Consider the following 26261-nt stretch of genomic DNA (forward strand, 5'->3'; position numbering starts at 1 on the left):
CTCGATACTGACGGCAACGAGGCAAGCCCGAGACACAACGGGCTCTGGTCAATGAGGGGAGTTTCCATGGAGCGCATCTGGCTTAAGCAATATCCGCCCGGCGTCCCCGCCGATATCGAGCCGACGCAATATTCATCGCTGGTCGACCTCCTGGAGGAGAGCTTCGCCAAGTTCGCCGACCGCAAGGCGTTCATCTGCATGGACAAGTCGATCAGCTATCGCGACCTCGACCAGATGTCGCTGGCGATGGCGTCCTATCTGCAAGGGCGCGGCCTGCAACGCGGCGCCCGCGTCGCGATCATGATGCCGAACGTGCTGCAATATCCGGTCGCGACCGCAGCCGTGCTGCGCGCCGGTTTCGCGGTGGTCAATGTCAATCCGCTCTACACGCCGCGCGAGCTCGAGCACCAGCTCAAGGATTCCGGCGCCGAAGCCATCATCGTGCTCGAGAACTTCGCCCACACCGTCGAGCAGGTGATCGCGAAGACGCAAGTCAAGCACGTCATCGTCGGCAGCATGGGCGACCTGCTCGGCTTCAAGGGAGTGATCGTCAATCTGGTCGTCCGCCGCGTCAAGAAGATGGTGCCGGCATGGTCGCTGCCGGGCGCGGTCTCCTTCAACGACGCGATCTCCGCCGGCCGCTCTCTGGCCTTCAACAAGCCGAAGCTGTCACCCGGCGACGTCGCCTTCCTGCAATATACCGGCGGCACCACCGGCGTGTCCAAGGGCGCCACCCTGCTTCATCGCAACATCGTCGCCAACGTCCTGCAGAACGACGCCTGGCTGCAGCCGGCGATGGCCGCGCCGCCGCATGTCGATCAACTCATGGTCGTTTGCGCGCTGCCGCTCTATCACATCTTCGCGCTGACAGCCTGCTACCTGCTCGCGGTGCGCGCCGGCGGCTGCAATCTCCTGATCCCCAATCCGCGCGACATCCCGGGCTTCATCAAGGAATTGGCGAAGTACCAGGTCAACAACTTCCCTGCCGTGAACACGCTCTACAACGGCCTGATGCATCATCCCGACTTCAAAAAGCTCGACTTCTCCAAGCTGAAGATCTCGAACGGTGGCGGCATGGCGGTGCAGCGCCCCGTCGCCGAGCAGTGGAAGGCCATCACGGGCTGCTCCATCGCCGAAGGCTACGGCCTGTCGGAGACATCTCCGACGCTGACCTGCAACACCACGACCAATCCGGAGTTCAACGGCACTATCGGCATCCCCGTGCCCTCGACCTGGATCTCGATCCGCGATGACGACGGCAACGAGATGCCGCTCGGCCAGCCCGGCGAGATCTGCGCCAAGGGCCCGCAGGTGATGTCGGGCTACTGGAACAGGCCGGAGGAGACGGCCAAGGTGATGACCGCGGACGGCTATTTCCGCACCGGCGACATCGGCATCATGGACGAGAAGGGCTACACCAAGATCGTGGACCGCAAGAAGGACATGATCCTGGTCTCCGGCTTCAACGTCTATCCGAACGAGATCGAGGAAGTGATCGCGAGCAACCCCGGGGTGCTCGAATGCGCCGTCATCGGCATTCCCGATTCCAAGTCGGGGGAGGCGGTGAAGGCGTTCGTGGTCAAGAAGGACCCGAACCTCACGGCGGAGGCCCTGGTCAAGTTCTGCCAGGAGCAGCTGACGGGCTACAAGGTGCCCAAGCACATCGAATTCCGCACCGACCTGCCGAAGACCAATGTCGGCAAGATCCTGCGGCGGCAGCTGCGCGACGAGAAGAAGGCGGAGGCGGCGTAAGCGCCTCTTTCGTTCATGACCGACGACAGCAACATCAGTCCCGCCGGCATCCTCGCCTTCTGGCGCGAGGCCGGCCGCGATGCCTGGTACGAGCGCAACGACGCATTCGACGCGGAGGTCAGGCGCCGCTTTCTCGCGCTGTGGCAGAAGGCGGTCGCCGGCGAACTCTCGTCATGGGAGGCGACCGACGAGGGCGCACTCGCGCTCGTCATCGTGCTCGACCAGTTTCCACGTAACATGTTTCGCGGCACGTCGCAGGCCTTTGCCAGCGATGCGCTGGCGCGCGACGTCGCCCGCCGCGCCATTGCGGGGGGCGCAGATCAAAGGGTCGATCCGGTCCTGCTCGAATTCCTCTATTTACCCTTCATGCATTCCGAGCACCTGCCCGACCAATTGCACTGCGTCGCGCTGTTTCAAAACACCGACAATGCCGAAAATCTGAAATACGCGCGTGAGCACGCCGACATCATCCGGCGGTTTGGCCGCTTCCCCCACCGCAACCGTCTGCTCGGCCGCGACACCACCCCGGACGAGCAGGCCTTCCTCGACGGCGGCGGGTTCGCCGGCTGATGACATAACGGTGAAGGGTCCCGCCCTCACCGCCTGCCCTACCGGCAATATTGTGCAGCGCCGCCGCACGGTCTAAAAAGCGGGACCGATTTTCAGGGAGACTGACGATGGCGATCCAGACTGGCGACAAACTGCCCGAGGCGAAATTCCGCGTGATGACGGCCGAAGGCCCGCAGGTGAAGACCACCGACGACATCTTCAAGGGCAAGAAAGTGGCGCTGTTCGCGGTGCCCGGCGCCTATACGGGCACCTGCCACAAGATGCATCTGCCGAGCATTTTCCTCAACGCCTACGCCCTCAAGGACAAGGGCGTCGACACCATCGCCATCGTCTCCGTCAACGACGCCTTCGTCATGAACGCCTGGAAGCGCGACACTGACCAGCGCGACGAGGCCATCTTTCTGGCCGACGGCAATGCCGACTTCACCAAGGCGATCGGCATGGAGCTCGACGCCTCCGGCAACGGTCTCGGCATCCGCTCCAAGCGCTATTCGATGCTGGTCGAGGACGGCGTGGTCAAGAAGCTGAACCTCGAGGCGATGCCCGGCAAGGTCGAGGTGTCCGGCGGCGATACGCTGCTCGGGCAGCTGTAAGCTTTAGACGCCGCTTTCAGCCACAAACGACACTGTCATGCCCCGCGAAAGCGGGGCATTCAGTATTCCAGAGACAGTTGTTGTTGAATCGAGAGGCCGCTGCGTACTGGATCGCCCGGTCAAGCCGGGCGATGACGGCGGAGCATGAGCAAGAGCGCCGATCCGCGCTACTCCGCCACCCGCGCCTGTAACCGCGCCTTCACGATCCCGTCGCGCGCGAGCTGGTCGGCGCGTTCGTTCTCGGGATGGCCTGCGTGACCTTTGACCCAGTGCCAGCGCACGTCATGGGCCTTCAGCGCGGCATCCAGGCGCTGCCATAGCTCGACATTCTTCACCGGCTTCTTGTCGGCGGTGCGCCAGCCGTTGCGCTTCCAGCCGTGGATCCAGCCGGTGATGCCCTGACGGACATATTGGCTGTCGGTATAGAGATCGACCGTGCACGGCTTCTTCAGCGCTTCCAACGCGGAGATCGCCGCCATCAATTCCATCTGATTGTTGGTGGTGTGGCGCTCACCACCGTTCAGTTCTTTTTCCTTGTCGCCGAACTTCAGGATCGCGCCCCAGCCGCCGGGCCCCGGATTTCCCGAGCAGGCGCCGTCGGTGTAGATCGTGACAATCGGAAGCTCGCTCACGCCACCAGCCCCGACGGCATCAGCCCGTAGTCGCGCACGCTGGAAACGCTCTGGTGGAAGCGCAGCTTGCGGACATATTCCAGCGGATCCTTCGGCCGAACCAGCGCGCCGGGCGGAACGTTGAGCCAGTCGACCAGCCGCGTCAGCAGGAAGCGCATCGCGGCGCCGCGCGCGAGCAGCGGCAGCGCGGTCTCTTCCGCCTCGGACAGCTTTCTCACCCGGCCATAGGCATTGAGGAAGGCCCGGGCCTTGGTCACGTTGAAGGAATGATCCGGCTCGAAGCACCAGGCGTTGAGGCAGATCGCGACATCATAGGCGAGCCAGTCATTGCAGGCGAAAGTGAAGTCGATGATCCCCGAGAGCTTGTCGCCGAGAAAGAAGACGTTGTCGTTGAAGAGGTCGGCGTGGATCACGCCTTCGGGCAGCTGCGTCGGCCAGACCCCGCTCTCGAGGTAGTCGAGCTCGTGGCTCAGGAACGCGCGCAGGCCGGGCTGCACCTCGTCGGCCCGCTGTGACGCGGCATCGAACAGCGGCCGCCAGCCCGGGACCGACAGCGCGTTCGCGCGCCTGATCGCGAAATTCGCGCCGGCCAGATGCATCCTGGCGAGCCCCTCGCCGACGCCGGCGCAATGGACCGCGTTCGGCTTGCGCGGCCAGACGCCTTCGAGAAAGGTGATGATCGCGGCCGACCGGCCCGACAGCTCGCGCAACGCCTCGCCGTCCGTTCCCTTCACCGGCAGCGGGCAGTTGACGCCGTGCTCGGCCAGATGCGTCATCAGCGCGAGGAAGAACGGCAGATCGTTCTTCGCCACGCGCTTCTCATAGAGCGTGAGGATGAACGACCCCTTGGTCGTATGCAGCAGGAAGTTGGAATTTTCGACGCCCTCGGCGATGCCCTTGTAGGAGAGCAGTTCACCGAGATCGTATTGATTGAGGAAGTCCGCAAGCTCGTCGGCGGCAACGTCGGTGTAGACCGCCATGAAGGTCTACTCGGCGGCGGCTTCGGGGCGCACCTGGCGCGGCAGCGGGAAGAACTCGTTCTCTTCCGCGGCCGAGACCGTCTCCACATGCAGCGTGAAGCGTTCGGCGAACGCGTCCATGATCTCCTCGACGATCACTTCCGGTGCCGAGGCACCCGCGGTGATGCCGAGGCTGGTGATGTTCTCGAACCGCTTCCAGTCGATTTCGGTGGCGCGCTGCGCCAGCACGGCGATCGGGCAACCCTCGCGTTCGGCGACTTCGCGCAGGCGCTGCGAGTTCGACGAGTTCGGCGCACCGACCACGATCAGGGCGTCGACCACCGGCGCCACTTTCTTCACCGCGAGCTGGCGGTTGGTGGTGGCGTAGCAGATGTCTTCCTTGTGCGGCCCGTTGATGTTCGGGAAGCGTTCCTTCAGGAGCGCCACGATCTCCGCGGTGTCGTCGATCGACAACGTGGTCTGGGTCACGAAGGCGAGGTTGTTCGGGTCCTTCGGGGCGATGGTCTTGGCGTCCTCGGCGGTTTCGATCAGGGTCACGGCGCCGGTCGGGAGCTGGCCGAGCGTGCCCACCACCTCCGGATGATGGGAATGCCCGATCAGGAAGATCTCGCGGCCGCGCTTGAAATGGATCGCGGCCTCGCGGTGCACCTTGGTGACCAGGGGGCAGGTCGCATCCAGCGAGAACAAATTGCGGGAGGTGGCGTCGGCCGGGACCGATTTCGGCACGCCATGGGCCGAGAACACCACCGGCGCGGTGGTGTTTTCCGGGATCTCGGCGAGTTCCTCGACAAAGATCGCGCCCTTCTTCTTCAACCCATCGACGACGTACTTATTGTGCACAATCTCGTGGCGAACATAGACGGGGGCGCCGTATTTATCGAGCGCCCGTTCCACGGTGTCGATCGCCCGGACCACCCCGGCGCAGAAGCCACGGGGAGAACAAAGCACGATCTTGAGGTCTGGTTTGGCTGACATTGAGCGATCTCGGGACCGAATCACCTCGCCAAATGGGCGGGAAGCGGTCGATGGATGAATAGGGCTTGGGTACGGTCTTACAGAGACTTCAGAGGGAATTGGGCCCCCTTTCGGGCGCTGTCAAGGCACTATCTATAGCAGAACCATTGCGTGGCTAGCCCCTCCGGGCTTATATAGCGCGAATTCCCAGTCATCGCTGATGACCACCGGTTTCGCCTCCAAAGGGGTGGGCGAAGCACAAAGGAGATTTGCCATGAGCAACGCACCTCTGATGCCCAAGGCGACCGCCGTCTGGCTGCTCGACAATACCGCGCTGACCTTCGATCAGGTCGCCGATTTCACCAAAATGCACCCCCTCGAGGTGCGCGCGATCGCCGATGGCGACGCCGCCCAGGGCATCAAGGGCATGGATCCCCTTTCCAATGGCCAGCTGACCCGCGAGGAAATCGAGAAGGGCGAGAACAACCCGGACTACCGGCTCCGCCTCCAGGAGAGCAAGGTGGTGCTGCCGCCGCAGCCCAAGCGCAAGGGCCCGCGCTACACCCCGGTCTCGCGCCGCCACGAACGCCCGAGCGCCATCCTCTGGCTGCTGCGCAACCATCCCGAGCTCAAGGACGCCCAGATCATGCGCCTGGTCGGCACGACCAAGAGTACGATCGCGAGTGTCCGCGATCGCACCCACTGGAACACCTCCCAGCTGACGCCGATCGATCCCGTCACCCTCGGCCTCTGCTCGCAGATCGAGCTCGATTTCGAGGTCGCGCGCGCGGCGAAGGAAAAGCCGATCGACGCAGCCTATGGCGGCGCCACTTTGCTGCCGGCCTCAGAAACCACCAAGAAGGACGAGTACGAACCCGCGGAGAGGTCCAGCGACGATCTCAACGTCGATGCTGTGTTCGCCAAGCTGAAGACGCTCGGCGGCAAGAAGCAGGACCAGGAGGAGGAGTAATCCTTCCACTCTTCAGTCGTCATCGAATGCAAGCGCGGCGGGGAAACCCGCCGCGTTCTTTTTTGGTGTAACGCAAGAAGCTTCAGCAACCTCGTCATTGCGAGCGCAGCGGCGCAGCGCAGCCTTTATGGCCGGTCCGGATGGTTCAGCATGTATTCGCCGAGGTCGCGCTGGCGGCGGTCGGCGCGGGTGGTCGCGGAACTGCGCTGGACGTCGCGGTCCTTGCGGCACGCCACGTATTCGGGCGATCCGGCCGCATAGCCGCGGCTCTGGCAGACCGCGTCGTCATCATCGCCGCCCATCGCCACCGGCGTCTGGTAGCGCGCGGAGCAGGCGGAGAGAATGAGGCCCGCAAATGCAATCGCTAGAAACGGCTTCGAATTCATGGCAGGCCCTTCATCCTCATGGTGAGGAGCCCGCGCAGCGGGCGTCTCGAACCATGCAGGCCAAGCTGCCGCAGCGGGGCCTTTCATCCTTCGAGACGCGCGCCAGGCGCGCTCCTCAGGATGAGGATTGAGCGGAAAAATGCGGCCTATTCAAGCCCCATTGCAAACCTCACACCCGCCCCTTCAGCGCATCGCCGATCTCGTCCAGCACCTTGGGGTCCTCGATCGTCGCCGGCATGGTCCAAGCTTCACCATCTGCGATCTTCTTGATCGTGCCGCGCAAGATCTTTCCGGATCGCGTCTTGGGCAGGCGGCCGACGGTGATGGCGAGCTTGAACGCGGCAACGGGACCGAGCTTGTCGCGCACCAGCGCGACGATCTCCTTCTCGATCTCGGCCGGGGCCCGTTTCACACCCGCCTTGAGCACCAGGAAGCCGCAGGGCACCTCGCCCTTGATCGCGTCCTTGACGCCGAGCACGGCGCATTCAGCGACATCGGGATGCGAAGCCAGGATCTCCTCCATGCCGCCGGTGGAGAGCCGATGGCCGGCGACGTTGATGATGTCGTCGGTGCGGCCCATGACGAAGACATAGCCGTCGTCGTCCTTGTAGCCGGCATCCGACGTTTTGTAGTAGCCGGGGAATTCGGTGAGATAGGCTTCCTTGAACCGTTCGTCCTGATTCCACAGCGTCGGCAGACAGCCCGGCGGCATCGGAAGCTTGATGACGATCGAACCCATGGTGTTCGGACCGACCGGCTTTGCCGCTTCGTCGACCACGTCGACCTGATAGCCCGGCATCGGCACCGTCGGCGACCCGTGCTTCACCGGCAGCTGACCTAAGCCAACCGGATTGCCGGCGATGCACCAGCCGGTTTCGGTCTGCCACCAATGGTCGATCACAGGCACTTTCAACTGCTGCTCCGCCCATTCCACCGTCGGCGGATCGGCGCGCTCGCCGGCCAGGAACAGCGTGCGGAACGTCGAGAGGTCGTATTGCCGGATGAATTTTCCTTCCGGATCTTCTTTCCGGATCGCGCGGAACGCGGTCGGCGCAGTAAAGAAGGCGACGGCCTTGTGCTCGCTGATCACGCGCCAGAACGCGCCGGCATCGGGCGTGCCGACCGGCTTGCCCTCATACATGATCGAGGTCGCGCCATGCAGCAGCGGGCCGTAGACGATGTAGCTGTGGCCGACCACCCAGCCGATGTCGGAGCCGCACCACCAGACCTCGCCCGGCTTGACGCCATAAAGGTTGAACATGGACCATTTCACCGCGACGAGATGGCCGCCATTGTCGCGCACGACACCCTTGGGAATGCCGGTCGTGCCTGACGTATAGAGGATGTAGAGCGGATCGGTAGCGGCGACGGGCACACAAGGCGCCTTCTTGCCGTCGTTCATCGCCTTGCGGCGCAGGCCCGCCCAATCATAGTCGCGGCCGGGCGTGAGGGCGCAGACGAGCTGCGGACGTTGCAGCACGATGCAGGCCTTCGGCTTTGCCCCCGCAAGCCTGATCGCCTCGTCGAGCAGCGGCTTGTACTGCACGATCCGGCCGGGCTCGATGCCGCAACTCGCCGACAGAATCAACTTTGGCTGCGCATCGTCGATGCGGGTGGCGAGCTCTTTCGCGGCAAAGCCACCGAACACCACGGAGTGCACCGCGCCAATGCGCGCGCAGGCGAGCATCGCGACGACGGCCTCGGGGACCATCGGCATATACAGGATGACGCGATCGCCCTTGGCGACACCAAAATCCTGCATGATGGCGGCAAGCGCCTGCACTTCGGCCAGCAGTTCGGCGTAGGTGAATTTGGTGACGCTATTTGCCAGCGGCGAATCATGGATCAGCGCGACCTGGTCGGCGCGGCCGCGTTCGACCTGACGGTCAAGCGCGTTGTAGCAGGTGTTGACGACGCCACCGCTGAACCAGCGGCCGTAGACGCCTTGCGAGGGATCGAAGATCTTTTTCGGTGGCTGGATCCAGTCGATCTCCTTGGCCGCCTCGGCCCAAAAGCCCTTGGGGTCAGCCAGCGAGCGCGCATAAACCTCGTGATAGAGACTCTTTCCGTCGATGTTTCCTCGGACGTTCATTCCCGCGCTCCCGTTCCCTTATTCGCCTGGCCTTGACCTTGTGGCAGGACAGACGTCCCGCCATGACAGGGATCAAGTACCAGCCTTGTTTGAGGGGTATTTTCCCGGGAACGGGCCGCGGTTCAAGCTGAAAAGAACAATGCTCAGCTATCCATCGCATTCAGCCGCTGCAGCCGCTCCTGCATGACCTTCCTGAGATCATAGCCGGGGCGGCCGAAGCTCGTATTGCGGGTGGTGAGGAAATCGCGCTGGGTGCGACGGAGGCCGCCGGCGAAGCGGGACCCGGCCGATTTCAGCACGCGCTCGTAGGTCTCGGCGATCTGGCGATCGAGCACCCCCAGCTGCGGATCGGCACAAATCACCTTCTCAACCTCGCGCTTCGCAGTGGCACAATCGAACGACGGGCCATTGCCGGAATTCGCCGCGAGTGGCCGCAGCGGCTCGCCGCCGAATTTCGCAATCTCCGCGATCATGGCACGGCGGCCGGCGGCGGCGTTGTCGTTGCCGGGATCGAGCCGCAGCGCGGTCTCATAGTCGGCCAGCGCCTTCCTGCGTTCGCCCATCTTCTTGTAGAGCACGGCGCGGTTATTGTAGGTCTGCGCGAAATTCGGATCCAGTTTCAGCGCGGCCTCGTAATCGCTCAGCGCCGCGCCAAGCTCGCCCTTGAGGTGGTAGGAATCGCCGCGGTTTGTGAAGAAATTCGGCCGCGGTGCCAGCCGGAGCGCCTGATCGTAATCGGCAATCGCCTTGTCGTACTCCCCCATCGCGGCCAGCGCCAGCCCGCGATTATCGTAATATTCGGGCACCTTCGGATCGAGCCGGATCGCCTCGCCGTCGTCGGCAACCGACTTGTCGAGCTGGCCGAGCTTCTTGTAGGCGGCGCCACGATTGGTGTAGCTGCGCGGCCGGTTCGGATCGAGCCGCAACGCCTCGCTGAGATCGCGGATCGCCTTCTCGTTGTCGCCGCCGAGATAATAGGTCACGCCGCGGTCGGACCAGGCCTGTGCATTGTCAGGCTTCAGCCTGATCGCCTGGTCGTAATCGGCAAGCGCGCGGTCGAGCCGGTGCTGGTTGGTGTAGACGACGCCGCGCAGCTCGTAAGATTCCGAATCCTGCGGATCGAGCTCGATGGCCTTGCTGAGGTCCGCCGCGGCGCGGTTGAGATCGCCGCCGGCCTCGCGCAGGAGATCGCCACGCAGGCGCCAGGCTTTTGCGTTCTTGCCATCGAGTGCGATGGCGCGATCGATATCTCGCAGCGCCTGCGTGAGGCCGCCCGAGGTTCGCGCATTGGCGTCGGCGCGCACCAGCAATGCCGCGGCGCGATCGAGGGACGGATTCGAGGGCCTGGTCGATGATCGCGCTGCAGGCCGGGATCAGCTCAGCCGGAGCGGCCTTGCTCCCGATTACGCAATCGACGCCGGCCGAAGCAGAGGCGACGAGAACGACGCTCATTGCCGCGCTGAGCAGGAGCGAGCGAAACGAGATTTTTGCAAACGAGAGCATTTGCGCGGAAGGATGCGTGCCGCACATGGCATAGGGCTCCGGGACATCAGGCTTTCACCATTGTCGCGACAGCCAAAGAATCGGTTCAAATCGAGGCGTGCCAGCGGCGCACCGATCCCTTCCCTCCTTCGTCCCGCTCTTACGAGCGAGACGAGGAGCCTCAATACCCGTCCACCCCGTTGAGCCGCTGCAGCCGCTCCTGCATCGCCTTTTTCAAATCGTACCCCGGCCGGCCGAACCCGGCGTTGCGGCGGGCGATGAAATCGTCCTGCTCGCGCTGAAGCGCCTTCGCTTCGCCTGCATTGCGGGCTTCGCGCAACACGCGCGCGTTGGCGGCAAAGACCTCACGGTCGAGATCAGCGAGCTCGCGGTTGGCGCAGATCGCCTTCTCGACGGGACGGCGCGCACCCTTGCAAATGAAGCTGGGCTTGCCCGCGACCGCCATCTGCGCGCCGATCCGCTCGATCTCGCGCGCCATCGCCTTGTTATTGACCTTGGCCTTCTCGTGGTTCGGATCGATCTTCAACGCTGCGCCGAAATCCTGCACCGCCTTGGGCTTGTCGCCCTTCCTTAGCCAGAGCTCGCCCCGCGCGTTGAAGATATCGGCAAGACCGGAATCGAGCTCCAGCGCGCGGCTGTCGTCGGCGATCGCGCGGTCGACTTGGTCGTGCCGCGCATAAAGCCCGCCGCGCGCGATCAGCGCCCTGATCAGGTCGCCTTTCGCCGTCTTCTCGTTGTCGATCACGGCAGCGCAGGCCGTGGCGGCCTTGTCAATGTCGTCGGCTGCGGCGGCCGCGAGGCACGGCGCGATGTCGACCTGCGGCACCGCGGCCGGCTCGCCGCCGGTCGCAGCATGAGCCGCAACGAACGAGAGCGCAAAGAGCAACCCGGCGCCGGACCATTGAATGAGAAAACGCATGCTCGCCACAGTTGGAAAGTCTTGAGTTAAGGTCCGCCTTGAGGTCTTGCCTTGGGGCTGCACCATCCATCATACGACCGGATTGGTGCTAGCTTGTGGCGCCGCTCAAATCGGGTTCGGGGATCAACGTGTCGACATTCGAATGGATCATCGTGCTTCTGCTCGGCGCCGTTGCATTATCGGCGCTGGCGCGGCGGATCAAGGTCCCCTACCCGACCTTTCTCGCAATCGGGGGCGCACTGATCGCCTTTGTGCCGTCGAGCCCGTCCTGGACGCTGGAGCCCGACCTGGCGTTGGCTCTTTTTGTCGCACCGGTCCTGCTCGATGCCGCCTTCGACACCTCGCTGCGCGATCTCCGCAACAATTGGGTTCCGGTCTCCACCCTCGTCGTCGCCGCGGTCGGCTTGACCACGGCCGCTGTGGCCTACGTCGCGCACCGGCTGATGCCTGATATGCCCTGGGCCGCCGCGGTTGCGCTCGGCGCCATCGTGGCCCCGCCGGACGCGGCCGCCGCGGTCGCGATCCTGAGCCAGGTGAAGCTGCCTCACCGCATGGTGAAGGTCCTGGAAGGCGAGAGCCTGCTCAACGACGCGACCGCGCTCCTGATCTATCGCATCGCCGTCGGAGCGATCGCCACCGAGCATCTGGCATGGAGCCAGGTCGCGCCAACCATGGCTCTGGCGCTGGTCGGCAGCGTCGTTGCCGGCTATCTCGCCGCGCGAGTCATGCCACTGGTGATCGTGCAGATCACGGAGGCTCCCAGTTCGATCATCATGCAATTCGCCACTACCTTCATGGTCTGGATCGGCGCTGAACATCTCGGCCTCTCCGGCATCCTCACCATCGTCGTGTACGCCATCACGATGGCACGCGCTGCACCCGCTCGCATGCCGGCGCGGTTGCGGGTGCCGTCCTACGCGGTGTGGGATACGATGGTGTTCGTGCTCAACGTGCTCGCGTTCATGCTGATCGGCATGCAGATGCGACCGATCTGGACGCGGCTGGACGCGGACGTGCGCTGGGACTATTGCCTGGCCGCCGCCTGGATCCTGCTCACCGTGGTCCTGGTCCGGTTGGCCTGGGTCACGGTCTACCGCACGACGCTACGCACGCTGGTGGCGCACGGGATCTATCACCCCAAGGATCCGAAGCAGGTCGCCTCCGCCAAGGGCGGCCTCATCATCTCCTGGTGTGGCATGCGCGGCCTCGTCACGCTCGCCACCGCCTTTGCCTTGCCGGAAAACTTTCCGCATCGTGACTTCATCGTCTTCTCGGCGTTTGCGGTCGTGCTCGGCACGCTGGTCGTGCAGGGCCTGACCTTGCGGCCGCTGATCCTGGCGTTCGGCCTCAAGGACGACAATCCCGTCGGCATCGAGGTCGCGCGCGCCCGCGCCGTCGCCTATCGCGCGGCGCTCGACGCGATCGAGGACGATCCGTCGGAGGAAGCCGAAATCCTGCGGCTCGAATATCGTGCCATCCTGATGCAGGCCGACGACGATCCCCATGGTGGCATCACCAACGGCGAATTGCCCGCCGATCCGCTGCGCCGCCGCGCCATCGAAGCCGCGCGAAAATCGATCTTCGACCTCCGGGCCACCGAGGTGATCGGTGACGACGCGTTTCACAGGATCGAGGAGGAGCTCGATCGCGCGGAACTGAGCGCGGGGGGTTAGATTTCGTCATCCCGACAAGCGCCCTGCACAGGTGGCTAGGGGTTTGAACCAAACGCCGCCTCTCCAGACTCATCCCTCATGACGACCCTGATCGACGACCGTCGTGTGCGCGCGCGAGATGCGTCGCCCGCACGATATTTCTATCTCCACATGGCACTGGCCTGCGCGGCCACCGCCTTTCTCGGCTTCGCACCGACCTATTTTGTGCCGCTCGCGAACCGGACATTGTCCGCAAGCCCCGTCATTCATTTCCACGGCCTGTTGTTCTTCACCTGGTCTCTCTATTTCGTGATCCAGACGTGGCTCGCCGCCTCAGGCCGCATGGTCAATCACCGTGCGCTCGGCATAGCCGGCGTTTCGCTCGCGACCGCGATGACGATCTTCGGCTTCCTCGCCTCCGTCCATGTGATGCAGCATTCCGCGGCGCTCGGCCAGAAAGAGGCCGGCATCGCCTTCTCGATCGTGCCGATGAGCGGGATCGCGTTCTTCGCTGGTGTATTCGTGCTCGCGATCATGAACACGCGAAAGCCGGAGATTCACAAACGCCTGATGCTGCTCGCGGCGGTCTCCATCCTCGATGCCGCGATCGCGCGCTGGTTTCTCACTTTCCTCGCGCCTTCGGGACCGCCAGGGCCGCCGCCGGTGCCCGTCACCATCGCGCCCGCGATGGTCGCTTCGCTGCTGCTCGTCGTCGCCATGGTACGCGACTGCTGGCGGTGAAGGTGCTGAACTGGCCGATCAGCGAAACGGCGGCATGGCATTCATTCGCCGGCGGGATTCTGGCGCTGGCGCAATGATGTCGTCCTGGCGAAAGCCAGGACCCATTACCCCGAATGCCGAATGTTGAAGTAGCCGGAGCCGCCAGCCTTCGTCAAACTTCTCCCTGGGGTTATGGGTCCTAGATCAGCGCTCGTTACGCTCGCTTGTCCAGGACGACGGCGAACACGGAACGACGCCTAGGCCCCCGCCTTGCACGTGATCCCGCCGTCCACCACGAGCTCGATGCCCGTCACATATTTCGCTTCGTCCGAGGCCAGGAACAGCGCGGCGTTGGCGACGTCGAAAGCGTCGCCCATGTGGCCCATCGGCACTTGCGCATCGCGCGCCCGCCACATCGCTTCAACATCGCCCTTGGCATAGCTGTTCGCAAGACCTGCGGAATGTTCCACCATCGGCGTCTTCATCAGGCCGGGCAGGATCGCGTTGACGCGGACATAGTGGCGCGCGAACTCGATCGCGGTGGTGCGGGTCATCTGGTTCATCGCCGCCTTCGAGGTGCCGTACGTGACGTAGGAGATGCCCATGTGGCGGATCGAAGCGATCGAGGAGATGTTGATGATCGAGCCACCGCCCTGTTTCACCATCACGGGGATGACGTGCTTCATGGCGAAATAGGCGCTCTTGAGGTTGACGCTGAAGACCCGGTCCCAACTTTCCTCGGTCACTTCGACCACGCTGCCCATCTCGGCGATGCCGACATTGTTGTCGAGCACGTCGATGCGGCCGTAGGCCTTGAGGCATGCCGCGACCATCGCCTCGACCTCGCGCGCATGCGAGACGTCGGCCGTGAACGCGCTCGCCTGGCCGCCTTCGTCCGCGATGATCTTCGCGGTCTCCTCGGCGGCCGCGCCGTTGCGATCGACGCAAAACACCTGCGCACCCTGGCGGGCAAAGGTGACCGCGGTGGCCTTGCCGTTGCCCCAACCAGGCCCGATCGAGCCGGCACCCACCACCATCGCAACCTTGCCCTTGAGCCGACCCATCGCGTGTCTCCCTTATTATTGTTCTTTGCAGACGATCATCTTTGTGACGTTAGCACCAATGGGATGACCGACAATCTCGGACAACGTCCGGCACTTGCCGTCATGGCATAGCCGCCATTCGCCAGCCGCGTCCGAATTGCCCAGCACGACCTCCGGCATCGGCGCGCGCGCGGGCCTCCATTGAAACCAGCCGTCGACGAGGCGCGCCTCGGGCGGCGGCTCCATGCCGGGGCCGGTGCCCTTCACGCGTGCCTGCACCAGTTCGAGCCCGGCGGGGGTGACGCGCCAGTCTTCCTGCCAGTCGACCTTCGCGATCGAATGCGTCCACACCAGTGTGAACGCGGACAGCGCCAGCGCCTTCAGGCCTGAGGCTGTGACGAGGCAGAGGCTCACACCGCCTCGACCGGCGCCGGCGGCCGCCGCCGCCACTGCCACAGCACGATCGCAGCGGCGAGCAGGAAGCCCGCGGTGTCGCTGAACGGGAAGTCGCCGAGCAGGCACAGCGCGGCACCGAGCGCGACCAAACGTTCGAGGAACGTCAGGCGCGTGAACAGGAATCCGATCGCGACCATGCCGAACAGCGCGATCGCCACCAGCGCCTTGACAGTCGCCAATGCCACCGCGCCGTAGAAGCCGAGCTTGGCCGCCATGGGATCGCCGCCCTGCAGCATCAGCGCCGGCGAATAGACGAAGATGAAGGGGATGACGTAGCCGGCGAGCGCGATGCGCATCGCCTCCCAGCCGATCTTGTCCGGATTCTCCTTCGCGATCGGTGCTGCGGCAAGCGCGGCCAGCGCCACCGGCGGCGAGAGGTCCGCCATGATGCCGTAATAGAACGCGAACATGTGGCTTGCGATCAGGGGCACACCCAGTTTGGCCAGCGCGGGCGCCGCGAGCGCTGCCGTGATGATGTAGGTCGGGATGGTCGGGATGCCGGTGCCGAGCAGGATCGACAGCAGCATGGTCATGATCAGTGCCAGGAACAGGCTCTTCTCGCCGAGATCGATCACCCAGCCGCCGAAGATGGTGCCGACGCCGGTCTGCGACATCATGCCGATGATGACCCCGACGATGGCGCAGGCCATGCCGACGGTGATCGCGGATTTGGCGCTTTCAGCCAAGGCATCGCGGCAGGCGCGCAGGGCGGAAAATCCGCCACGCACGAACGCAGTGATCACGATCAGCGCGACGACGACGCCTGCGACCGGCACGATCTGAAGGCCGTCGCGCGAGAGCGCCGCGACGACGAGCGCGAGCCCGATCCAGAAGACATAGCGGATCGCCATCGAAGACGCGCCTGTCGTGATGGCGGTGCCAAGGATCAGCGCCACTGTGAGCGCGAGGCCCATGCTGCCGGCATAGAGCGGCGTAAAACCTTCGAACAGCATGTAGACCAGCGCCGCGAGCGGCAGCACGAGATACCAGCGCGTCACCAGGGCCTTCCAGGCGCTCGGAATCTCCGAGCGCTTCATGCCGGTGAGCCCGTGCTTGCCGGCCTCCAGATGCACCATCCAGAAGGCGGAGGCGAAATAGAGCATCGCGGGAATCGCGGCCGCCTTCACGATCTCAGAATATTGGACACCGAGCGTCTCTGCCATGATGAAGGCGACCGCGCCCATCACCGGCGGCATGATCTGCCCACCCATCGACGCTGTCGCCTCGACGCCGGCCGCGAACGCGCGGCGATAGCCGAACCTGATCATCAGCGGAATCGTGAACTGGCCGACGGTGACGACGTTGGCGACGCCGGAGCCGGAGATCGTGCCCATCATGCCCGAGGCGAACACCGCGACCTTGGCCGGGCCGCCGCGGGTCCTGCCGAATAACCCAAGAGAAACGTCGGTGAAGAGCTGGATCATGCCGGCGCGCTCCAGGAACGAGCCGAACAGGATGAACAGGAAGATGTAGGTCGCCGAGACGTAGATCGGCACGCCGTAAAAACCTTCGGTGCCGAACGACAGATGCGTGACGATCTGGTCGAAATCATAGCCGCGATGGTTAAGCGGTGACGGCAGATACTGGCCGAAGAACCAGTAGACGAGACAGGCGCCGCACATCAGCGGGAGCGCTGCGCCCATCAGCCGCCGCGTGCCCTCGAAGATCAGGACGGCGAGCAGCGTGCCGACCACCAGATCGAGGCGCGTCGGATCGCCGTCACGTGCGATCAGATCCGCATAGAAGATCCATTGATAGAGCCCGCACAGAAAGCCCATGCCGCCGATCAGCCAGCCGATCGCGCGGCCGAAATCGCTTTTGGCGGTGAAGTTGCCGATCAGGCCGAAGGTGAGGAGAATGAGGAAGCCGACATGGACGCCGCGCACCACCTGGCTCGGCAGATAATTGAAGGCCGCGACATAAAGCTGGAAGATCGCGAAGGCGATGCCGATCCAGTAGGCGAGCGTGCCCCACCAGCCCGGGCCAAAGCCTTCCGGAAAACCGTGCTCGAAATTGTCGAACTCGACCTTGATGGGCTCTTGAGCGCCCTCTGCCTTCTCCAGCATTTCAACCCATCCCCAATCGTCGAGCGCTTATAGCATTGGCACGGTCCATCCGCGCCGTCATGCCCGGGCTTGTCCCGGGCATCCACGATCTTTCTCGCCTGGCCTTAGAACGTGGATGGCCGGGACAAGCCCGGCCATGACGTCCGATAACGAGGCCGACGTTACTTGATCAGCCCCTTTTCCTTGTAATAGCGGATCGCGCCGGGGTGCAGCGGAACCGGGCTGCCGCTGGCGGCCGTCTCGAGCTTGATCTCCTTGCCGGCCGCATGCGCGTTGGCGAGTTCGGGCAGCGACTCGTAGACCAGTTTTGTCATCTGGTAGGCGAGATCGTCCGACACCGCCGAGCTGGTGACGAGGTAGTTGACCACCGCCGCAGTCGGCACGTCCTTGTCCTGCCCGGTGTAGGTGTTGGCGGGAATGGTCGCCGCGATAAAGGGCAGGCCGATCTTGTCGACGGTCTCCTTCGGCACCGACACCACCACGATCGGGCTCGAGGTCGACAGATCCTTCAGCGAGGCCACGCCGAGCCCGGCCGATTGCAGCGTCGCGCCGAGCTGGCGGTTCTTCATGAGGTCGACGGATTCGGCAAACGGCAGATACTCGACCTTGCCAAGATCCTTGTAGCTCATGCCGGCCGCCGCCAGGATGGCGCGCGAATTCAGCTCCGTGCCCGATTTCGGCGCGCCGACCGACAGGCTCTTGCCCTTGAGATCCGCAAGCGTCTTGATGCCGCTCTCGGCAGTCGCGACGATCTGGATGTAGTTCGGATAGATCGCGCCGATCGTGCGCAGCTTGTCGAGCTTGGACTTGAAGCCTGCTTCCTCGTCGCCATCCCAGGCCGCTTTCAGCGAGTCACCCAGCGTGAACGCGATCTCGCCGCGACCCTGCTGGAGCAGGATCAGATTCTCGACCGACGCCTTGGTGGCCTGCACCTGCGTCTTCACGTTAGGAATCTTGTCGCCGTAGATCTTCCCGATCGCGACCCCGAGGGGGTAGTAGACGCCGGAGGTGCCACCGGTCAGCACATTGATAAAGGATTGCGCCTGCGCGCAAGGTGCCGAGGCCGCCAGAGCAAGAGCCGCGGCCACGCCGAAAATCGTTCGTTTCATGATCTTTCTACTCCCCAAACCGGCCGGAAGTTGGCCGGATGAGGGGGGCGGGTCAACCCATCCAAAAGTCAAAACAGGACTGCAGTAAATGGCTGTGCTGGTTCGATTTTTGGGGAACTCGCCGGGTGCGGCGAGGTGGCGCAGCCAGGTCTGGTCAGCCCCTCACTGGAAGGTCATGTCCAGGCACTTGGAGATGTCGGAGCCGAGGCCGGAGGAGATGATGATGCAGCCGCGCACCTTCTGCGCGCCGACGTCGGCGGCCCACACCGAGTAGCCGCCGGGGCCGAAGAACGAATTGGTGTTCGGCGGCTCGGTCTCGGTCGCGTCGAAATCGTAATGGCCGTCGGTGTCGAAGATGCGCGGCTTCTTGGTGCAGCCGCCGTCGGTCTGGACGTTGATGACTTCCTTGTTGTCCCGGGTCAGCGCCAGCGAGACCTGACAACGGAAATATTCCGAGGTCTTGGTGTTGAAGAGGTAGGTGTATGACTTGCAGGTCGCGGTGTTCAGCTTGCCCGGGGCCAGGCCGCGGCTGCACGAGATCCTCTGGTTGTGGCTGAGCTGGTAATCATCGGCACGGGCGGCCGGCGCGAGCACCGTCAGCAACAGGCCGGCGGCCCAGCAAGCTTTAATGACGAGGTTCATTCGAATCATCCCCTACCCAATGTTTTTGTCGAATTGCGTTCTAGACGGAAAGCGGAACATAGTCGCGCGGGGACGAAGGGAAAATCACAAACTGCTCGGCAAGACGTGATGCGCTGCGGCGCTTTCGCAAATTGACCTGAAAGCGCCGTTCGTGATTTGTTCAAGCCGGGAGCCTCGATGGGGAGGATAGGGTGATGGCATTTTCGACAAGGATATTTTTGGTGACGGCCGTGCTCGGCGCGTTCGCTGCACCCGCATTGGCGCAGACCGCTGCAACACCTTGGGAGCTCAAGCCCGACACCGGCTACGCCTATGACAAGGACGGCAAGACCTTCTCCTACAAGATGGGCACCAGCAATGCCGGCGAACTTCTGAAGGGCGCCAAGAAGGTGCCGAAGGGCACGCTGTTCTTCCTCGGCCACAACGGCCAGCTCTACATGCGCAGCGGCCCGTATCTGGAAGGCGACGGCAAGTTCAAGTTCGGGTCGGATCAGTAGGGCGAGGTCGCGGCGACGCCACACACTGCTGTCGTCCCGGCGAAGGCCGCGACCCATACCGCGTGATCCCTCGATTGCGTACGGCCGCAGTACCGAACGACCGTCCTCCCAAACTATGCCCTGTGGTAATGGGTCCCGGCCTTCGCCGGACGACGCCGCCTAAAACGCCCCCGCCAGCTCGCGCGCGCCGGCGTTGTTGCTGTTGCTGTCCATCCTCGTATCCGTCACCGCCAGCAGCTTCGCCACCGTGTTGTGGCGGATCGCGACCGGGTTACGCTCGTAGCCGCCGCGCTGGAAGAAGTTCGAAGTCGGCACCTGCTCGCGCATTACCTGCGGCATTGTCACCATGTCGAGGCCGGTGCCGTCGCCGGTGAGGTTCATCATCTCGAGCTCGGCCGCGCTGAGCGGGCGGTTGTAGCCCTTGGCACGCGCGAACAGCACCGAGGTGAGCAGCTTGTGAGTCTGCAGCATCGGCCCGATATCGATGTCGAGCACCATGGCATGCATGGCCCAGCCCTGCGCGGTGTTGCCGATCTTCTCGTGCTCCGACCAGGTGTCGGGCACCGACTTGGCGTGCGCCACCATTTTCTTGAGCACAGTGAGCTTGTGCTCGAGCGACTGACGCGCCGGGCCTGAGGTCCGCGCCACCTTGTCAGAGAGAGCGCGGATGAATTCATGGCCTTGCTCGGCCAGCAGCTCGACGCTGTTGGTCGTCAGCAGCTGGTTGTAGCCCATCGCGGTCGAAATGGCGCGCTTGCCGCCATGTTCGATTCCCGCCTGCACGTCGTAACTGCCGGTGCCGCCGGTCTCGAACGCGTAGACCCGCACCGCCTGCTCGCGAGTCAGCCCCGAGGCCAGCGCGTAGCGTGCATAGACGCGCTTGAATTCGACTTCGTTGGCCGGCCGCTGTGGCGTGAACTGATAAAGCTCCTGCGCCGCGCGCAGCAGATCGGCGACCACCGGGATCGGCTTTTTCGTCGGGCGGTCCGGGGTTTCCTCCGGCTCCGGATTCACCGGCCGTTTCGGCCCGTTATAGAGCGGCGGATGCTCCAGCACGTAATCGTCGAGCGTGACCTGCTGCCCGCTGCGCCGCTTGGCATTACGGCCTTTCCGCTTCTCGGAGATCTGACTCCAATAGGCGCCGGCTTCCTCGTCAAAGGCCGCGCGCGCCGCCTGATACTCCTGCAGCTTGCGGCGATATTCCAGCACGGCGGGCGACACGCCGCCTTGCGCAAAGAACTGCGACAACAGCTGGGCATTGGCATTGCGGACGGCCGGCGGCAGCGCGTCGGATTCGCCGCCGCGCACGGGAGGCGCGAGCAGGACGAGCGCAAGTGGAACCAGTCTCACGGCATTTCGAATCGATTGATGCATGCTGCCCTCTTAGCAGGCATCCGGTAACTGTCACGTTAACGCGCCGTTTACCTCGTTTTCGCCCCTCGCGTCATTTCCAGGCGAATACCGGCTGTTCCAGCTCGGTGACGCGGGTGTGCCGTCCTGCCAGCACTTCGCGGAACTGGTAGATCAGGGCCGCCGTCGGTGCGTGAATCAAGCTCGACTGATGATGGAAACGGATCACACGGCGCGTGCTCTCGGGGATCGCGACGAAATCGAAGGCGTCGGCGCGCTCGACCGTCGCAAGCGCGATGCGATGCACGGAGGCGACCTCGTCCGGGTTTGGTTTGATCGCGGCACTATCGGCGGCCCAGACCACGACCGGCGTGATCAGATAACCGGAGCGGGTCGGATAGTCATCGAGCGTGCCGAGCACCTCCGCGCCGGTGAGGCGCAGGCCAAGCTCCTCGTCGAGCTCGCGCAGTGCCGCCTGGACCGGCGTCTCGCCGGCATCGCAGCGTCCGCCGGGAAGAGCCCATTGGCCGCGATGGGCGCGCAGATGCGATGCGCGCTGCGTGAGCAGGAACGCCGTGTCATCGCGCTCGCTGGCTGCGGTCAGCGCAATCACCACAGCGGCACGCTTCAACGCCGCCGGCGCCTCATCCTCCGGCAGCCGCGTGAAGGCCGCACAGGCAGCCGCGATATTCCGCCGTGTGGCATCGTCGAACGGTCTCATCATGCTTGACTACACCACGTCCGGCCCCGATGAAACGAGATCGCACGACCCGCTCAGGAAATGGACGACATGACCAACAAGACCGCCGCGAGGCTGAAAGCAGACGGCTGGACCATCCTGGAGACCACGGGCTTCATGCACCTGATCGGCCCATTGTGGGAGCGCAAGGTCGACGGCCAGTACGAATTCGCACTTGCGACCGAGGACAAGCACCACAATCGCCGCGGCATGGTCCAGGGCGGCGTGATGATGACGTTCGCGGACCGTACCTGCGGCATGACTGCCCGCTATGTCTCGGGCAAGGAGTTCATGGCGACGGTGCAGCTCGACACCCATTTCGTCGACGCCGGCCAGATCGGCGACATCCTGATCTCCCGCCCGCGCGTGGTGCGCTCGACGCGCAGCCTGATCTTCATGAGCACGGAGGTCAGCGTGGACGGCCGCTGCGTGGTGATGGCCAATGGCGTGTTCAAGATCTTGAAGGGGCCGGGGTAACTCCACACCCAACGCTGTCATTTCCCGCGAAGGCGGGGAATCCAGTACGCCGCGGCTTCTCGATTGAACTACAGCCCTCTCGGAATACTGGATCGCCCGGTCAAGCCGGGCGATGGGAGCGTAGCAAGCATCTCCGCCAACCGCGTCATTGCGAGCGCAGCGAAGCAATCCAGACTGCCGCCGCAGACGCATCTCTAGATTGCTTCGCTGCGCTCGCAATGACGGAGTGAGACGGATATGCTGTCGCCCGAAGAAGCAGCAAGGACGCGCCCATGCAATACCGCCAACTCGGCCGCAGCGGCCTGAAAGTGTCGCCGATCTGCTTGGGCACCATGATGTTCGGCGGGCCGACCGATGAAGCCACCTCAAAGCGGATCATCGCGAAGGCGCACGAGGCCGGGATCAATTTCATCGACACCGCCGACGCCTATTCGAAGGGCGCATCCGAAGAGGTCGTGGGACGCGCCATCGGCAACAACCGTCACGCCTGGGTGCTCGCGACGAAACTTGCAAACCCCATGGGGGGCGACCCTAACCGTGTCGGCCTGTCGCGACGCTGGGTATTGCAAGCGGCGGATGAGAGCCTGAAGCGGCTCGGCACCGACCACATCGACATCTATTATCTGCACAAGGAAGACCATTCGACGCCGCTGGAGGAGACGGTGCGCGCGATGGGCGATTTGATCCGCGCCGGCAAGGTGCGCTATTTCGGCGTCTCGAACTACCGCGCCTGGCGCGTCGCCGAAATCTGCAACATCTGCGACCGGCTCGGCATCGACCGGCCCGCGGTGAGCCAACCCTATTACAACGCCATGAATCGCATGCCCGAAGTCGAGCACTTCCCGGCCTGCTCCTATTACGGCCTCGGCATCGTGCCCTATAGCCCCCTGGCGCGCGGCGTGCTGACCGGCAAATACACGCCCGACGCGGCTCCCGACAAGGAGACGCGCGCGGGCCGCAATGACACCCGCATGATGCAGACCGAATGGCGGCCGGAATCGCTCCAGCTGGCGCAAGAGATCAAGGTTCACGCCGAAAAGAAGGGCATCACCGGCGGCCAGTTCGCGGTCGCCTGGGTGCTGAACTCCGCCTTTGTCTCCTCGACCGTTGCCGGCCCGCGCACCGAGGAGCAATGGGACGGCTACATCGGCGCGCTCGACTATCGGTTCACCGCCGAGGACGAGGCGCTGATCGACAGACTGGTCGTGCCGGGTCATCCTTCGACGCCAGGCTACAACGACCCGGCCTATCCGATCGAAGGACGTCGCGCGCGGACGGCCTGAGCCGGAGACAAGGATGGCCCTCGAAGATCGCTATGGCCTGCCGATCTCCACCTCTTCGCCCGAGGCGGCATCCGCTTATCGTGAGGGCGTCGACCTCATGCTCGCGGGCTGGACCGGCACGGCGGAAACGCTGGAGCGCGCGACTGCGGCCGATCCGGATTTTGCGCTGGCCCATGTCGCCCGCGCCCGCCTGCATGGCTTCTATCAGCAAGGCGACCTGGCACGTCAGAAGGCGGCCCTCGCGCGTGAGCTCGTGGCGACACGCGGCACGGAACGCGAGCATTCGCATGTCGAGACGCTGGCGCTCGCAATCGAGGGCCGGCTGCCGGAGGCGATCGCGGCAACGATGAAGCACGTCGAGGCGTGGCCGCGCGATGCATTGGTGCTGTCGCTGCCGCTCGGCGCCTTCGGCCTGTTCGCGTTCTCCGGCATGGCCGATCACGACCGCGCGCGGCAGGAGCTGTGCGAGCGCGTCGCGCATGACTATGGCGAGGATTGGTGGTTCCTCACCATGTACGGCTGGGCGATGACCGAGAACGGCAATGTCGGTCGCGGCCGCGGTGTCACCGAGCGCGGCTTCGAGCTGCGCCGGCAGAATGCCCATGCTGTGCACGCCGTGCTGCATGCGATGTTCGAGGACGGTTCGATCGAAGCGGCCGACCGGCTCGTCGACGACTGGATCCCCTGTTACGACCGCGCCGGGATCTTGCACGGCCACATCCGCTGGCATCAGGCGCTCGGCGCGCTGGAGCATGGCGATGCCGCGCGGGCGCTCGCGATCTATGCCGATGTGCTGCAGCCAGAGGCCACACAGGCGCCGCCGCTCAATCTCGTCACCGACGGTGCGTCACTGCTCTGGCGCCTGTCGGCTTACGGCCACGCCGTGCCGAGAGCGCTCTGGGTCGAAGCCGATGCCACCGCGCAAAGACTGTTTCCGAAATCGAGCCTGCCCTTCGCCGATATCCACATGGCACTGTTCGCAGCCGCAACGCAAAATCGCGAGGCGCTTGTCGCGCGGTTGACCGCGATCGAGCAGCGGCTCGCCGATGGCAAGCTGCCGGCCGGCCCCGTCGTGCCGGCGGTCTGCCGCGCGCTGGCAGCCTTTGCGGACGAGGATTACGCGGCATGCGTGCAAATGCTCGCGCCGGTCCTCGACGAGGTCGTGCGTCTCGGCGGCAGCCACGCCCAGCGCGAGTTGATCGAGGACACTTTTGTCGTTGCCCTCATGCGCAGCGGCGACCTGCCGCGCGCCCGCGCCCTGCTCGACGCCCGCCTGCACCGCCGCCCATCCTTGCGCGATACGCGCTGGCGGGCGGCTATGGGGTAGCCCCGCCACGAAAAAAACACTGGCCTGACGGCAAGTGCTGGCCGGGAATGGGTTGGGCGATATGGGCGAATTGCCGTTGGGGTGGCGCGGTGGTATTTCAGACGAGTCCGGCAGAACAAACGGGATCGCAACCAATTTACGGTTCGCTGGTTATCCGACGGGACTTTTCGGTCGTTCCCTGGCATGTGAGCCTTCCGATGCGCCTCTGCCGCCCCATCCTCGCTGCTGCCCTCGTCCCCACCTTGGTCCTCTTGGCAAGCCCTTGTTTTGCCGAGTCTTCCGCGCCGATTCCCGTCAACAATCCGCCCGGGCAACAGACCGCCTTTATCGACTTGCTGGCGCTGATGTCCGGCCACTGCAAGACGTTGAAGGTTGCCGGCCGCACCTTCCCCTGCAAGACGGTCGCCTACGCTCATGGTGACAAGGGCCGGGTCAATTTCACGGTCGCGGTCGACGATCCCGCTGATGACAATCACGTCGTGTCGTTCTCCGGCGAGAACGGCAAGCGCGCCGACGACAATTCCTACGAGCTGCCGATCGACCGCATGCTGCTCAACTCCAAGGACCGCCCCAAGGTCGACGGGCTGCCGGTGCCGGCCGAGCAGACCTCCACCGGCCTCTGCCGCCAGACCGGCAATTTCGCCGCCAAGAAGGTGAACGACGTCACCTGCTCCGCGACCGACAGCGAGGGCCGGAAGTACGAACTCCTGTTCGTCTCCGACGGCACGCCGGTGAGCGTGCGCCGCATCAGGCAGTCGGCGCCGTCGATCCAGGATCCGTTCAAATAGCTCCATCCGTTACGTGAACGCCTTTCCAGCGTCGCGAAGAAGGCGAGATTGACGGAATTCCTGGGCACCGGCAGCGGTCGGCCGCGCTGCGCGGCATGAACATGCTGGTGATGTAGGGCATGCGGCAGGGAATGCAGATCGCATCCTCGAAGACGCCAGGGTCGAATTCAGATGGCCGCGCACCAGCTGTGTGTCGAAGCCGAGATTGCTCACCGACGAATTCGCGCGCATCGTCACCACCGATGACGTGATTGCGTCATTCGCGGCAGAGTGATGGCAGAGTTGCGATCACGCCGGTGATGCGACAATAGATCTCACGAGACGCACGCAGCCGCGCGAACCGGACCAATGTAACTGCGTCGTTTCGACGCCCGCACTGGCCGGAACGTGCCGGATGACCATGTGTTGTCACACGACATTCAACCGGAGTGATGACATGAAGTATCTCTTTGTCGCGATGGCCGTCGGTGCTGCGGCGCTTGTCGGCGGATCCGCGGCGAACGCAGCCAATCATTCAAGTGCGAAACAGAACGCGCCAGCCGCCCAGTCAACCGATATCAGCGCGCAGCACAGGCACCACCATCACGGCTATCGCCATCACTGGCGTCCTCACCACCATCATGGATTTCATCGTCCGCACTACCGGAGCTACGGCTATTATCCGCGGCACCACGGCTATTACGGCGGTGGACCATACGGGTATTACGGCGGCGGCGGTCCCAGCGTGACGTTCGGCTTCGGCGGTAGCCGCTGGTAAGACG

At 64.2% G+C, this 26261-nt stretch carries 25 protein-coding genes and 3 pseudogenes; 13 read left to right on the forward strand and 15 right to left on the reverse strand.

Annotated features, from left to right (window positions below; genetic code table 11):
• Positions 1–66 precede the first annotated feature (66 nt).
• The 3 genes from AC0L3B_RS07500 (at position 67) to AC0L3B_RS07510 (ending at position 2915) form a co-directional block, all read left to right on the forward strand.
• Complete coding sequence (locus tag AC0L3B_RS07500) at positions 67–1752, forward strand: long-chain fatty acid--CoA ligase (RefSeq protein WP_018453141.1); 1686 nt, start codon at positions 67–69, stop codon at positions 1750–1752.
• Between the two features lie 15 nt (positions 1753–1767).
• Complete coding sequence (locus tag AC0L3B_RS07505; RefSeq protein WP_085350801.1) at positions 1768–2322, forward strand: DUF924 family protein; 555 nt, start codon at positions 1768–1770, stop codon at positions 2320–2322.
• A 107-nt stretch (positions 2323–2429) separates the two neighbouring features.
• Positions 2430–2915, forward strand: coding sequence for a peroxiredoxin (locus AC0L3B_RS07510; protein ID WP_018453139.1), 486 nt, complete (start codon positions 2430–2432; stop codon positions 2913–2915).
• Between the two features lie 167 nt (positions 2916–3082).
• Here AC0L3B_RS07510 and rnhA read toward each other — a convergent pair whose 3' ends face one another.
• Genes rnhA through ispH form a run of 3 tightly spaced genes read right to left on the reverse strand, consistent with a single transcriptional unit; the run spans position 3083 to position 5502 of the window.
• Entirely contained in the window at positions 3083–3547 is a 465-nt protein-coding gene (rnhA, locus tag AC0L3B_RS07515) for a ribonuclease HI (RefSeq protein ID WP_007597503.1), read from the reverse strand.
• Positions 3544–4527: a homoserine kinase gene (locus tag AC0L3B_RS07520; protein WP_085350802.1), complete on the reverse strand. Its 984-nt coding sequence runs from the start codon at positions 4525–4527 to the stop codon at positions 3544–3546. The genes rnhA and AC0L3B_RS07520 overlap by 4 nt, the downstream gene beginning before the upstream one ends.
• A 6-nt stretch (positions 4528–4533) precedes the next feature.
• On the reverse strand, positions 4534–5502 hold the full coding sequence (gene ispH / locus AC0L3B_RS07525) for a 4-hydroxy-3-methylbut-2-enyl diphosphate reductase (protein WP_007597506.1): 969 nt from the start codon (positions 5500–5502) through the stop codon (positions 4534–4536).
• A gap of 253 nt (positions 5503–5755) precedes the next feature.
• Here ispH and AC0L3B_RS07530 point away from each other — a divergent pair, with 253 nt between their 5' ends.
• A complete protein-coding gene (locus tag AC0L3B_RS07530; protein ID WP_007597507.1) occupies positions 5756–6451 on the forward strand; it encodes a DUF1013 domain-containing protein in 696 nt (231 codons plus the stop codon).
• Between the two features lie 125 nt (positions 6452–6576).
• Here the strand turns inward: AC0L3B_RS07530 and AC0L3B_RS07535 are convergent, their stop codons facing one another.
• From AC0L3B_RS07535 to AC0L3B_RS07545, 3 genes and pseudogenes are all read right to left on the reverse strand, one after another.
• Entirely contained in the window at positions 6577–6837 is a 261-nt protein-coding gene (locus AC0L3B_RS07535) for a hypothetical protein (RefSeq protein WP_018453135.1), read from the reverse strand.
• Positions 6838–7006: 169 nt separating this feature from the next.
• Positions 7007–8929 carry a propionyl-CoA synthetase gene (locus tag AC0L3B_RS07540; protein WP_473380239.1) on the reverse strand — a complete coding sequence of 641 codons (1923 nt, stop codon included), beginning with the start codon at positions 8927–8929 and terminating at the stop codon, positions 7007–7009.
• Between the two features lie 143 nt (positions 8930–9072).
• Positions 9073–10333, reverse strand: a pseudogene (locus AC0L3B_RS07545) (tetratricopeptide repeat protein).
• On the opposite strand from AC0L3B_RS07545, the gene AC0L3B_RS07550 reads away from it, so the two are divergent.
• Positions 10281–10466 (forward strand): hypothetical protein, encoded by a 186-nt coding sequence (locus AC0L3B_RS07550; protein ID WP_473380249.1) that lies wholly within the window; start codon positions 10281–10283, stop codon positions 10464–10466. The pseudogene AC0L3B_RS07545 and the gene AC0L3B_RS07550 sit on opposite strands and share 53 nt — an antisense overlap.
• Before the next feature lie 126 nt (positions 10467–10592).
• On the opposite strand, the gene AC0L3B_RS07555 is transcribed toward AC0L3B_RS07550, so the two are convergent.
• On the reverse strand, positions 10593–11351 hold the full coding sequence (locus AC0L3B_RS07555; RefSeq protein ID WP_085384261.1) for a tetratricopeptide repeat protein: 759 nt from the start codon (positions 11349–11351) through the stop codon (positions 10593–10595).
• Positions 11352–11446: 95 nt separating this feature from the next.
• Between AC0L3B_RS07555 and AC0L3B_RS07560 the strand changes: the two genes are divergently transcribed.
• Both AC0L3B_RS07560 and AC0L3B_RS07565 read left to right on the forward strand, forming a co-directional pair.
• The gene (locus AC0L3B_RS07560; protein WP_473380240.1) at positions 11447–13024 is read left to right on the forward strand and encodes a cation:proton antiporter; all 1578 of its coding nucleotides are present in this window, start codon (positions 11447–11449) and stop codon (positions 13022–13024) included.
• Positions 13025–13102: 78 nt separating this feature from the next.
• Positions 13103–13821, forward strand: a pseudogene (locus AC0L3B_RS07565) (hypothetical protein).
• A gap of 159 nt (positions 13822–13980) precedes the next feature.
• Here the strand turns inward: AC0L3B_RS07565 and AC0L3B_RS07570 are convergent.
• The 5 genes from AC0L3B_RS07570 to AC0L3B_RS07590 all read right to left on the reverse strand — a co-directional run bounded on the left by AC0L3B_RS07570 (position 13981) and on the right by AC0L3B_RS07590 (position 19039).
• Positions 13981–14787 carry an SDR family NAD(P)-dependent oxidoreductase gene (locus tag AC0L3B_RS07570; RefSeq protein WP_473380241.1) on the reverse strand — a complete coding sequence of 269 codons (807 nt, stop codon included), beginning with the start codon at positions 14785–14787 and terminating at the stop codon, positions 13981–13983.
• A gap of 15 nt (positions 14788–14802) precedes the next feature.
• Positions 14803–15180, reverse strand: a complete 378-nt coding sequence (locus tag AC0L3B_RS07575; RefSeq protein WP_198293337.1) for a DUF1850 domain-containing protein — start codon at positions 15178–15180, stop codon at positions 14803–14805.
• On the reverse strand, positions 15177–17288 hold the full coding sequence (locus AC0L3B_RS07580) for a TRAP transporter permease (protein ID WP_085384262.1): 2112 nt from the start codon (positions 17286–17288) through the stop codon (positions 15177–15179). Before AC0L3B_RS07580 ends, AC0L3B_RS07575 begins: the two co-directional genes overlap by 4 nt.
• Positions 17289–17449: 161 nt before the next feature.
• On the reverse strand, positions 17450–18397 hold the full coding sequence (locus AC0L3B_RS07585) for a TAXI family TRAP transporter solute-binding subunit (RefSeq protein ID WP_018453126.1): 948 nt from the start codon (positions 18395–18397) through the stop codon (positions 17450–17452).
• Between the two features lie 162 nt (positions 18398–18559).
• A complete protein-coding gene (locus AC0L3B_RS07590) occupies positions 18560–19039 on the reverse strand; it encodes a hypothetical protein (RefSeq protein ID WP_018453125.1) in 480 nt (159 codons plus the stop codon).
• Positions 19040–19233: 194 nt separating this feature from the next.
• On the opposite strand from AC0L3B_RS07590, the gene AC0L3B_RS07595 reads away from it, so the two are divergent.
• Positions 19234–19536 carry a hypothetical protein gene (locus tag AC0L3B_RS07595; RefSeq protein WP_026232467.1) on the forward strand — a complete coding sequence of 101 codons (303 nt, stop codon included), beginning with the start codon at positions 19234–19236 and terminating at the stop codon, positions 19534–19536.
• Positions 19537–19695: 159 nt separating this feature from the next.
• Here the strand turns inward: AC0L3B_RS07595 and AC0L3B_RS07600 are convergent, their stop codons facing one another.
• Together AC0L3B_RS07600 and AC0L3B_RS07605 are read right to left on the reverse strand one after the other, a co-directional pair.
• Positions 19696–20910 carry a hypothetical protein gene (locus AC0L3B_RS07600; RefSeq protein WP_204512523.1) on the reverse strand — a complete coding sequence of 405 codons (1215 nt, stop codon included), beginning with the start codon at positions 20908–20910 and terminating at the stop codon, positions 19696–19698.
• Between the two features lie 70 nt (positions 20911–20980).
• Positions 20981–21610, reverse strand: a complete 630-nt coding sequence (locus AC0L3B_RS07605; RefSeq protein ID WP_204512524.1) for an NUDIX hydrolase — start codon at positions 21608–21610, stop codon at positions 20981–20983.
• Positions 21611–21676: 66 nt separating this feature from the next.
• Here AC0L3B_RS07605 and AC0L3B_RS07610 point away from each other — a divergent pair, with 66 nt between their 5' ends.
• From AC0L3B_RS07610 to AC0L3B_RS07625, 4 genes are all read left to right on the forward strand, one after another.
• On the forward strand, positions 21677–22102 hold the full coding sequence (locus AC0L3B_RS07610; protein ID WP_085384272.1) for a PaaI family thioesterase: 426 nt from the start codon (positions 21677–21679) through the stop codon (positions 22100–22102).
• Positions 22103–22374: 272 nt separating this feature from the next.
• On the forward strand, positions 22375–23385 hold the full coding sequence (locus tag AC0L3B_RS07615; RefSeq protein ID WP_085350814.1) for an aldo/keto reductase: 1011 nt from the start codon (positions 22375–22377) through the stop codon (positions 23383–23385).
• A 13-nt stretch (positions 23386–23398) separates the two neighbouring features.
• On the forward strand, positions 23399–24712 hold the full coding sequence (locus AC0L3B_RS07620) for a tetratricopeptide repeat protein (RefSeq protein ID WP_204512525.1): 1314 nt from the start codon (positions 23399–23401) through the stop codon (positions 24710–24712).
• A 197-nt stretch (positions 24713–24909) separates the two neighbouring features.
• Entirely contained in the window at positions 24910–25500 is a 591-nt protein-coding gene (locus tag AC0L3B_RS07625; RefSeq protein ID WP_204512526.1) for a hypothetical protein, read from the forward strand.
• 38 nt (positions 25501–25538) lie between these two features.
• Here the strand turns inward: AC0L3B_RS07625 and AC0L3B_RS07630 are convergent.
• A pseudogene (locus AC0L3B_RS07630) lies at positions 25539–25666 on the reverse strand (oleate hydratase); the annotation flags it as partial.
• Positions 25667–25936: 270 nt separating this feature from the next.
• Between AC0L3B_RS07630 and AC0L3B_RS07635 the strand changes: the two are divergent.
• Positions 25937–26257 carry a hypothetical protein gene (locus tag AC0L3B_RS07635; RefSeq protein ID WP_018453118.1) on the forward strand — a complete coding sequence of 107 codons (321 nt, stop codon included), beginning with the start codon at positions 25937–25939 and terminating at the stop codon, positions 26255–26257.
• Positions 26258–26261 lie beyond the last annotated feature (4 nt).

Source organism: Bradyrhizobium sp. Kon56, assembly GCF_055807635.1.

What these genes read in the sequence shown, in the direction of transcription:
- AC0L3B_RS07635 (WP_018453118.1), top strand. Translation starts at nt 25,937, where the DNA reads ATGAAGTATCTCTTTGTCGCGATGGCCGTCGGTGCTGCGGCGCTTGTC.
- AC0L3B_RS07585 (WP_018453126.1), bottom strand. Translation starts at nt 18,397, where the DNA reads ATGAAACGAACGATTTTCGGCGTGGCCGCGGCTCTTGCTCTGGCGGCC.
- AC0L3B_RS07520 (WP_085350802.1), bottom strand. Translation starts at nt 4,527, where the DNA reads ATGGCGGTCTACACCGACGTTGCCGCCGACGAGCTTGCGGACTTCCTC.
- AC0L3B_RS07590 (WP_018453125.1), bottom strand. Translation starts at nt 19,039, where the DNA reads ATGAACCTCGTCATTAAAGCTTGCTGGGCCGCCGGCCTGTTGCTGACG.
- AC0L3B_RS07540 (WP_473380239.1), bottom strand. Translation starts at nt 8,929, where the DNA reads ATGAACGTCCGAGGAAACATCGACGGAAAGAGTCTCTATCACGAGGTT.
- AC0L3B_RS07550 (WP_473380249.1), top strand. Translation starts at nt 10,281, where the DNA reads ATGATCGCGCTGCAGGCCGGGATCAGCTCAGCCGGAGCGGCCTTGCTC.
- AC0L3B_RS07500 (WP_018453141.1), top strand. Translation starts at nt 67, where the DNA reads ATGGAGCGCATCTGGCTTAAGCAATATCCGCCCGGCGTCCCCGCCGAT.
- AC0L3B_RS07595 (WP_026232467.1), top strand. Translation starts at nt 19,234, where the DNA reads ATGGCATTTTCGACAAGGATATTTTTGGTGACGGCCGTGCTCGGCGCG.
- AC0L3B_RS07610 (WP_085384272.1), top strand. Translation starts at nt 21,677, where the DNA reads ATGACCAACAAGACCGCCGCGAGGCTGAAAGCAGACGGCTGGACCATC.
- AC0L3B_RS07580 (WP_085384262.1), bottom strand. Translation starts at nt 17,288, where the DNA reads ATGCTGGAGAAGGCAGAGGGCGCTCAAGAGCCCATCAAGGTCGAGTTC.
- AC0L3B_RS07530 (WP_007597507.1), top strand. Translation starts at nt 5,756, where the DNA reads ATGAGCAACGCACCTCTGATGCCCAAGGCGACCGCCGTCTGGCTGCTC.
- AC0L3B_RS07600 (WP_204512523.1), bottom strand. Translation starts at nt 20,910, where the DNA reads ATGCATCAATCGATTCGAAATGCCGTGAGACTGGTTCCACTTGCGCTC.
- AC0L3B_RS07535 (WP_018453135.1), bottom strand. Translation starts at nt 6,837, where the DNA reads ATGAATTCGAAGCCGTTTCTAGCGATTGCATTTGCGGGCCTCATTCTC.
- AC0L3B_RS07510 (WP_018453139.1), top strand. Translation starts at nt 2,430, where the DNA reads ATGGCGATCCAGACTGGCGACAAACTGCCCGAGGCGAAATTCCGCGTG.
- ispH (WP_007597506.1), bottom strand. Translation starts at nt 5,502, where the DNA reads ATGTCAGCCAAACCAGACCTCAAGATCGTGCTTTGTTCTCCCCGTGGC.
- AC0L3B_RS07625 (WP_204512526.1), top strand. Translation starts at nt 24,910, where the DNA reads ATGCGCCTCTGCCGCCCCATCCTCGCTGCTGCCCTCGTCCCCACCTTG.
- AC0L3B_RS07570 (WP_473380241.1), bottom strand. Translation starts at nt 14,787, where the DNA reads ATGGGTCGGCTCAAGGGCAAGGTTGCGATGGTGGTGGGTGCCGGCTCG.
- AC0L3B_RS07605 (WP_204512524.1), bottom strand. Translation starts at nt 21,610, where the DNA reads ATGATGAGACCGTTCGACGATGCCACACGGCGGAATATCGCGGCTGCC.
- AC0L3B_RS07505 (WP_085350801.1), top strand. Translation starts at nt 1,768, where the DNA reads ATGACCGACGACAGCAACATCAGTCCCGCCGGCATCCTCGCCTTCTGG.
- AC0L3B_RS07615 (WP_085350814.1), top strand. Translation starts at nt 22,375, where the DNA reads ATGCAATACCGCCAACTCGGCCGCAGCGGCCTGAAAGTGTCGCCGATC.
- AC0L3B_RS07620 (WP_204512525.1), top strand. Translation starts at nt 23,399, where the DNA reads ATGGCCCTCGAAGATCGCTATGGCCTGCCGATCTCCACCTCTTCGCCC.
- AC0L3B_RS07555 (WP_085384261.1), bottom strand. Translation starts at nt 11,351, where the DNA reads ATGCGTTTTCTCATTCAATGGTCCGGCGCCGGGTTGCTCTTTGCGCTC.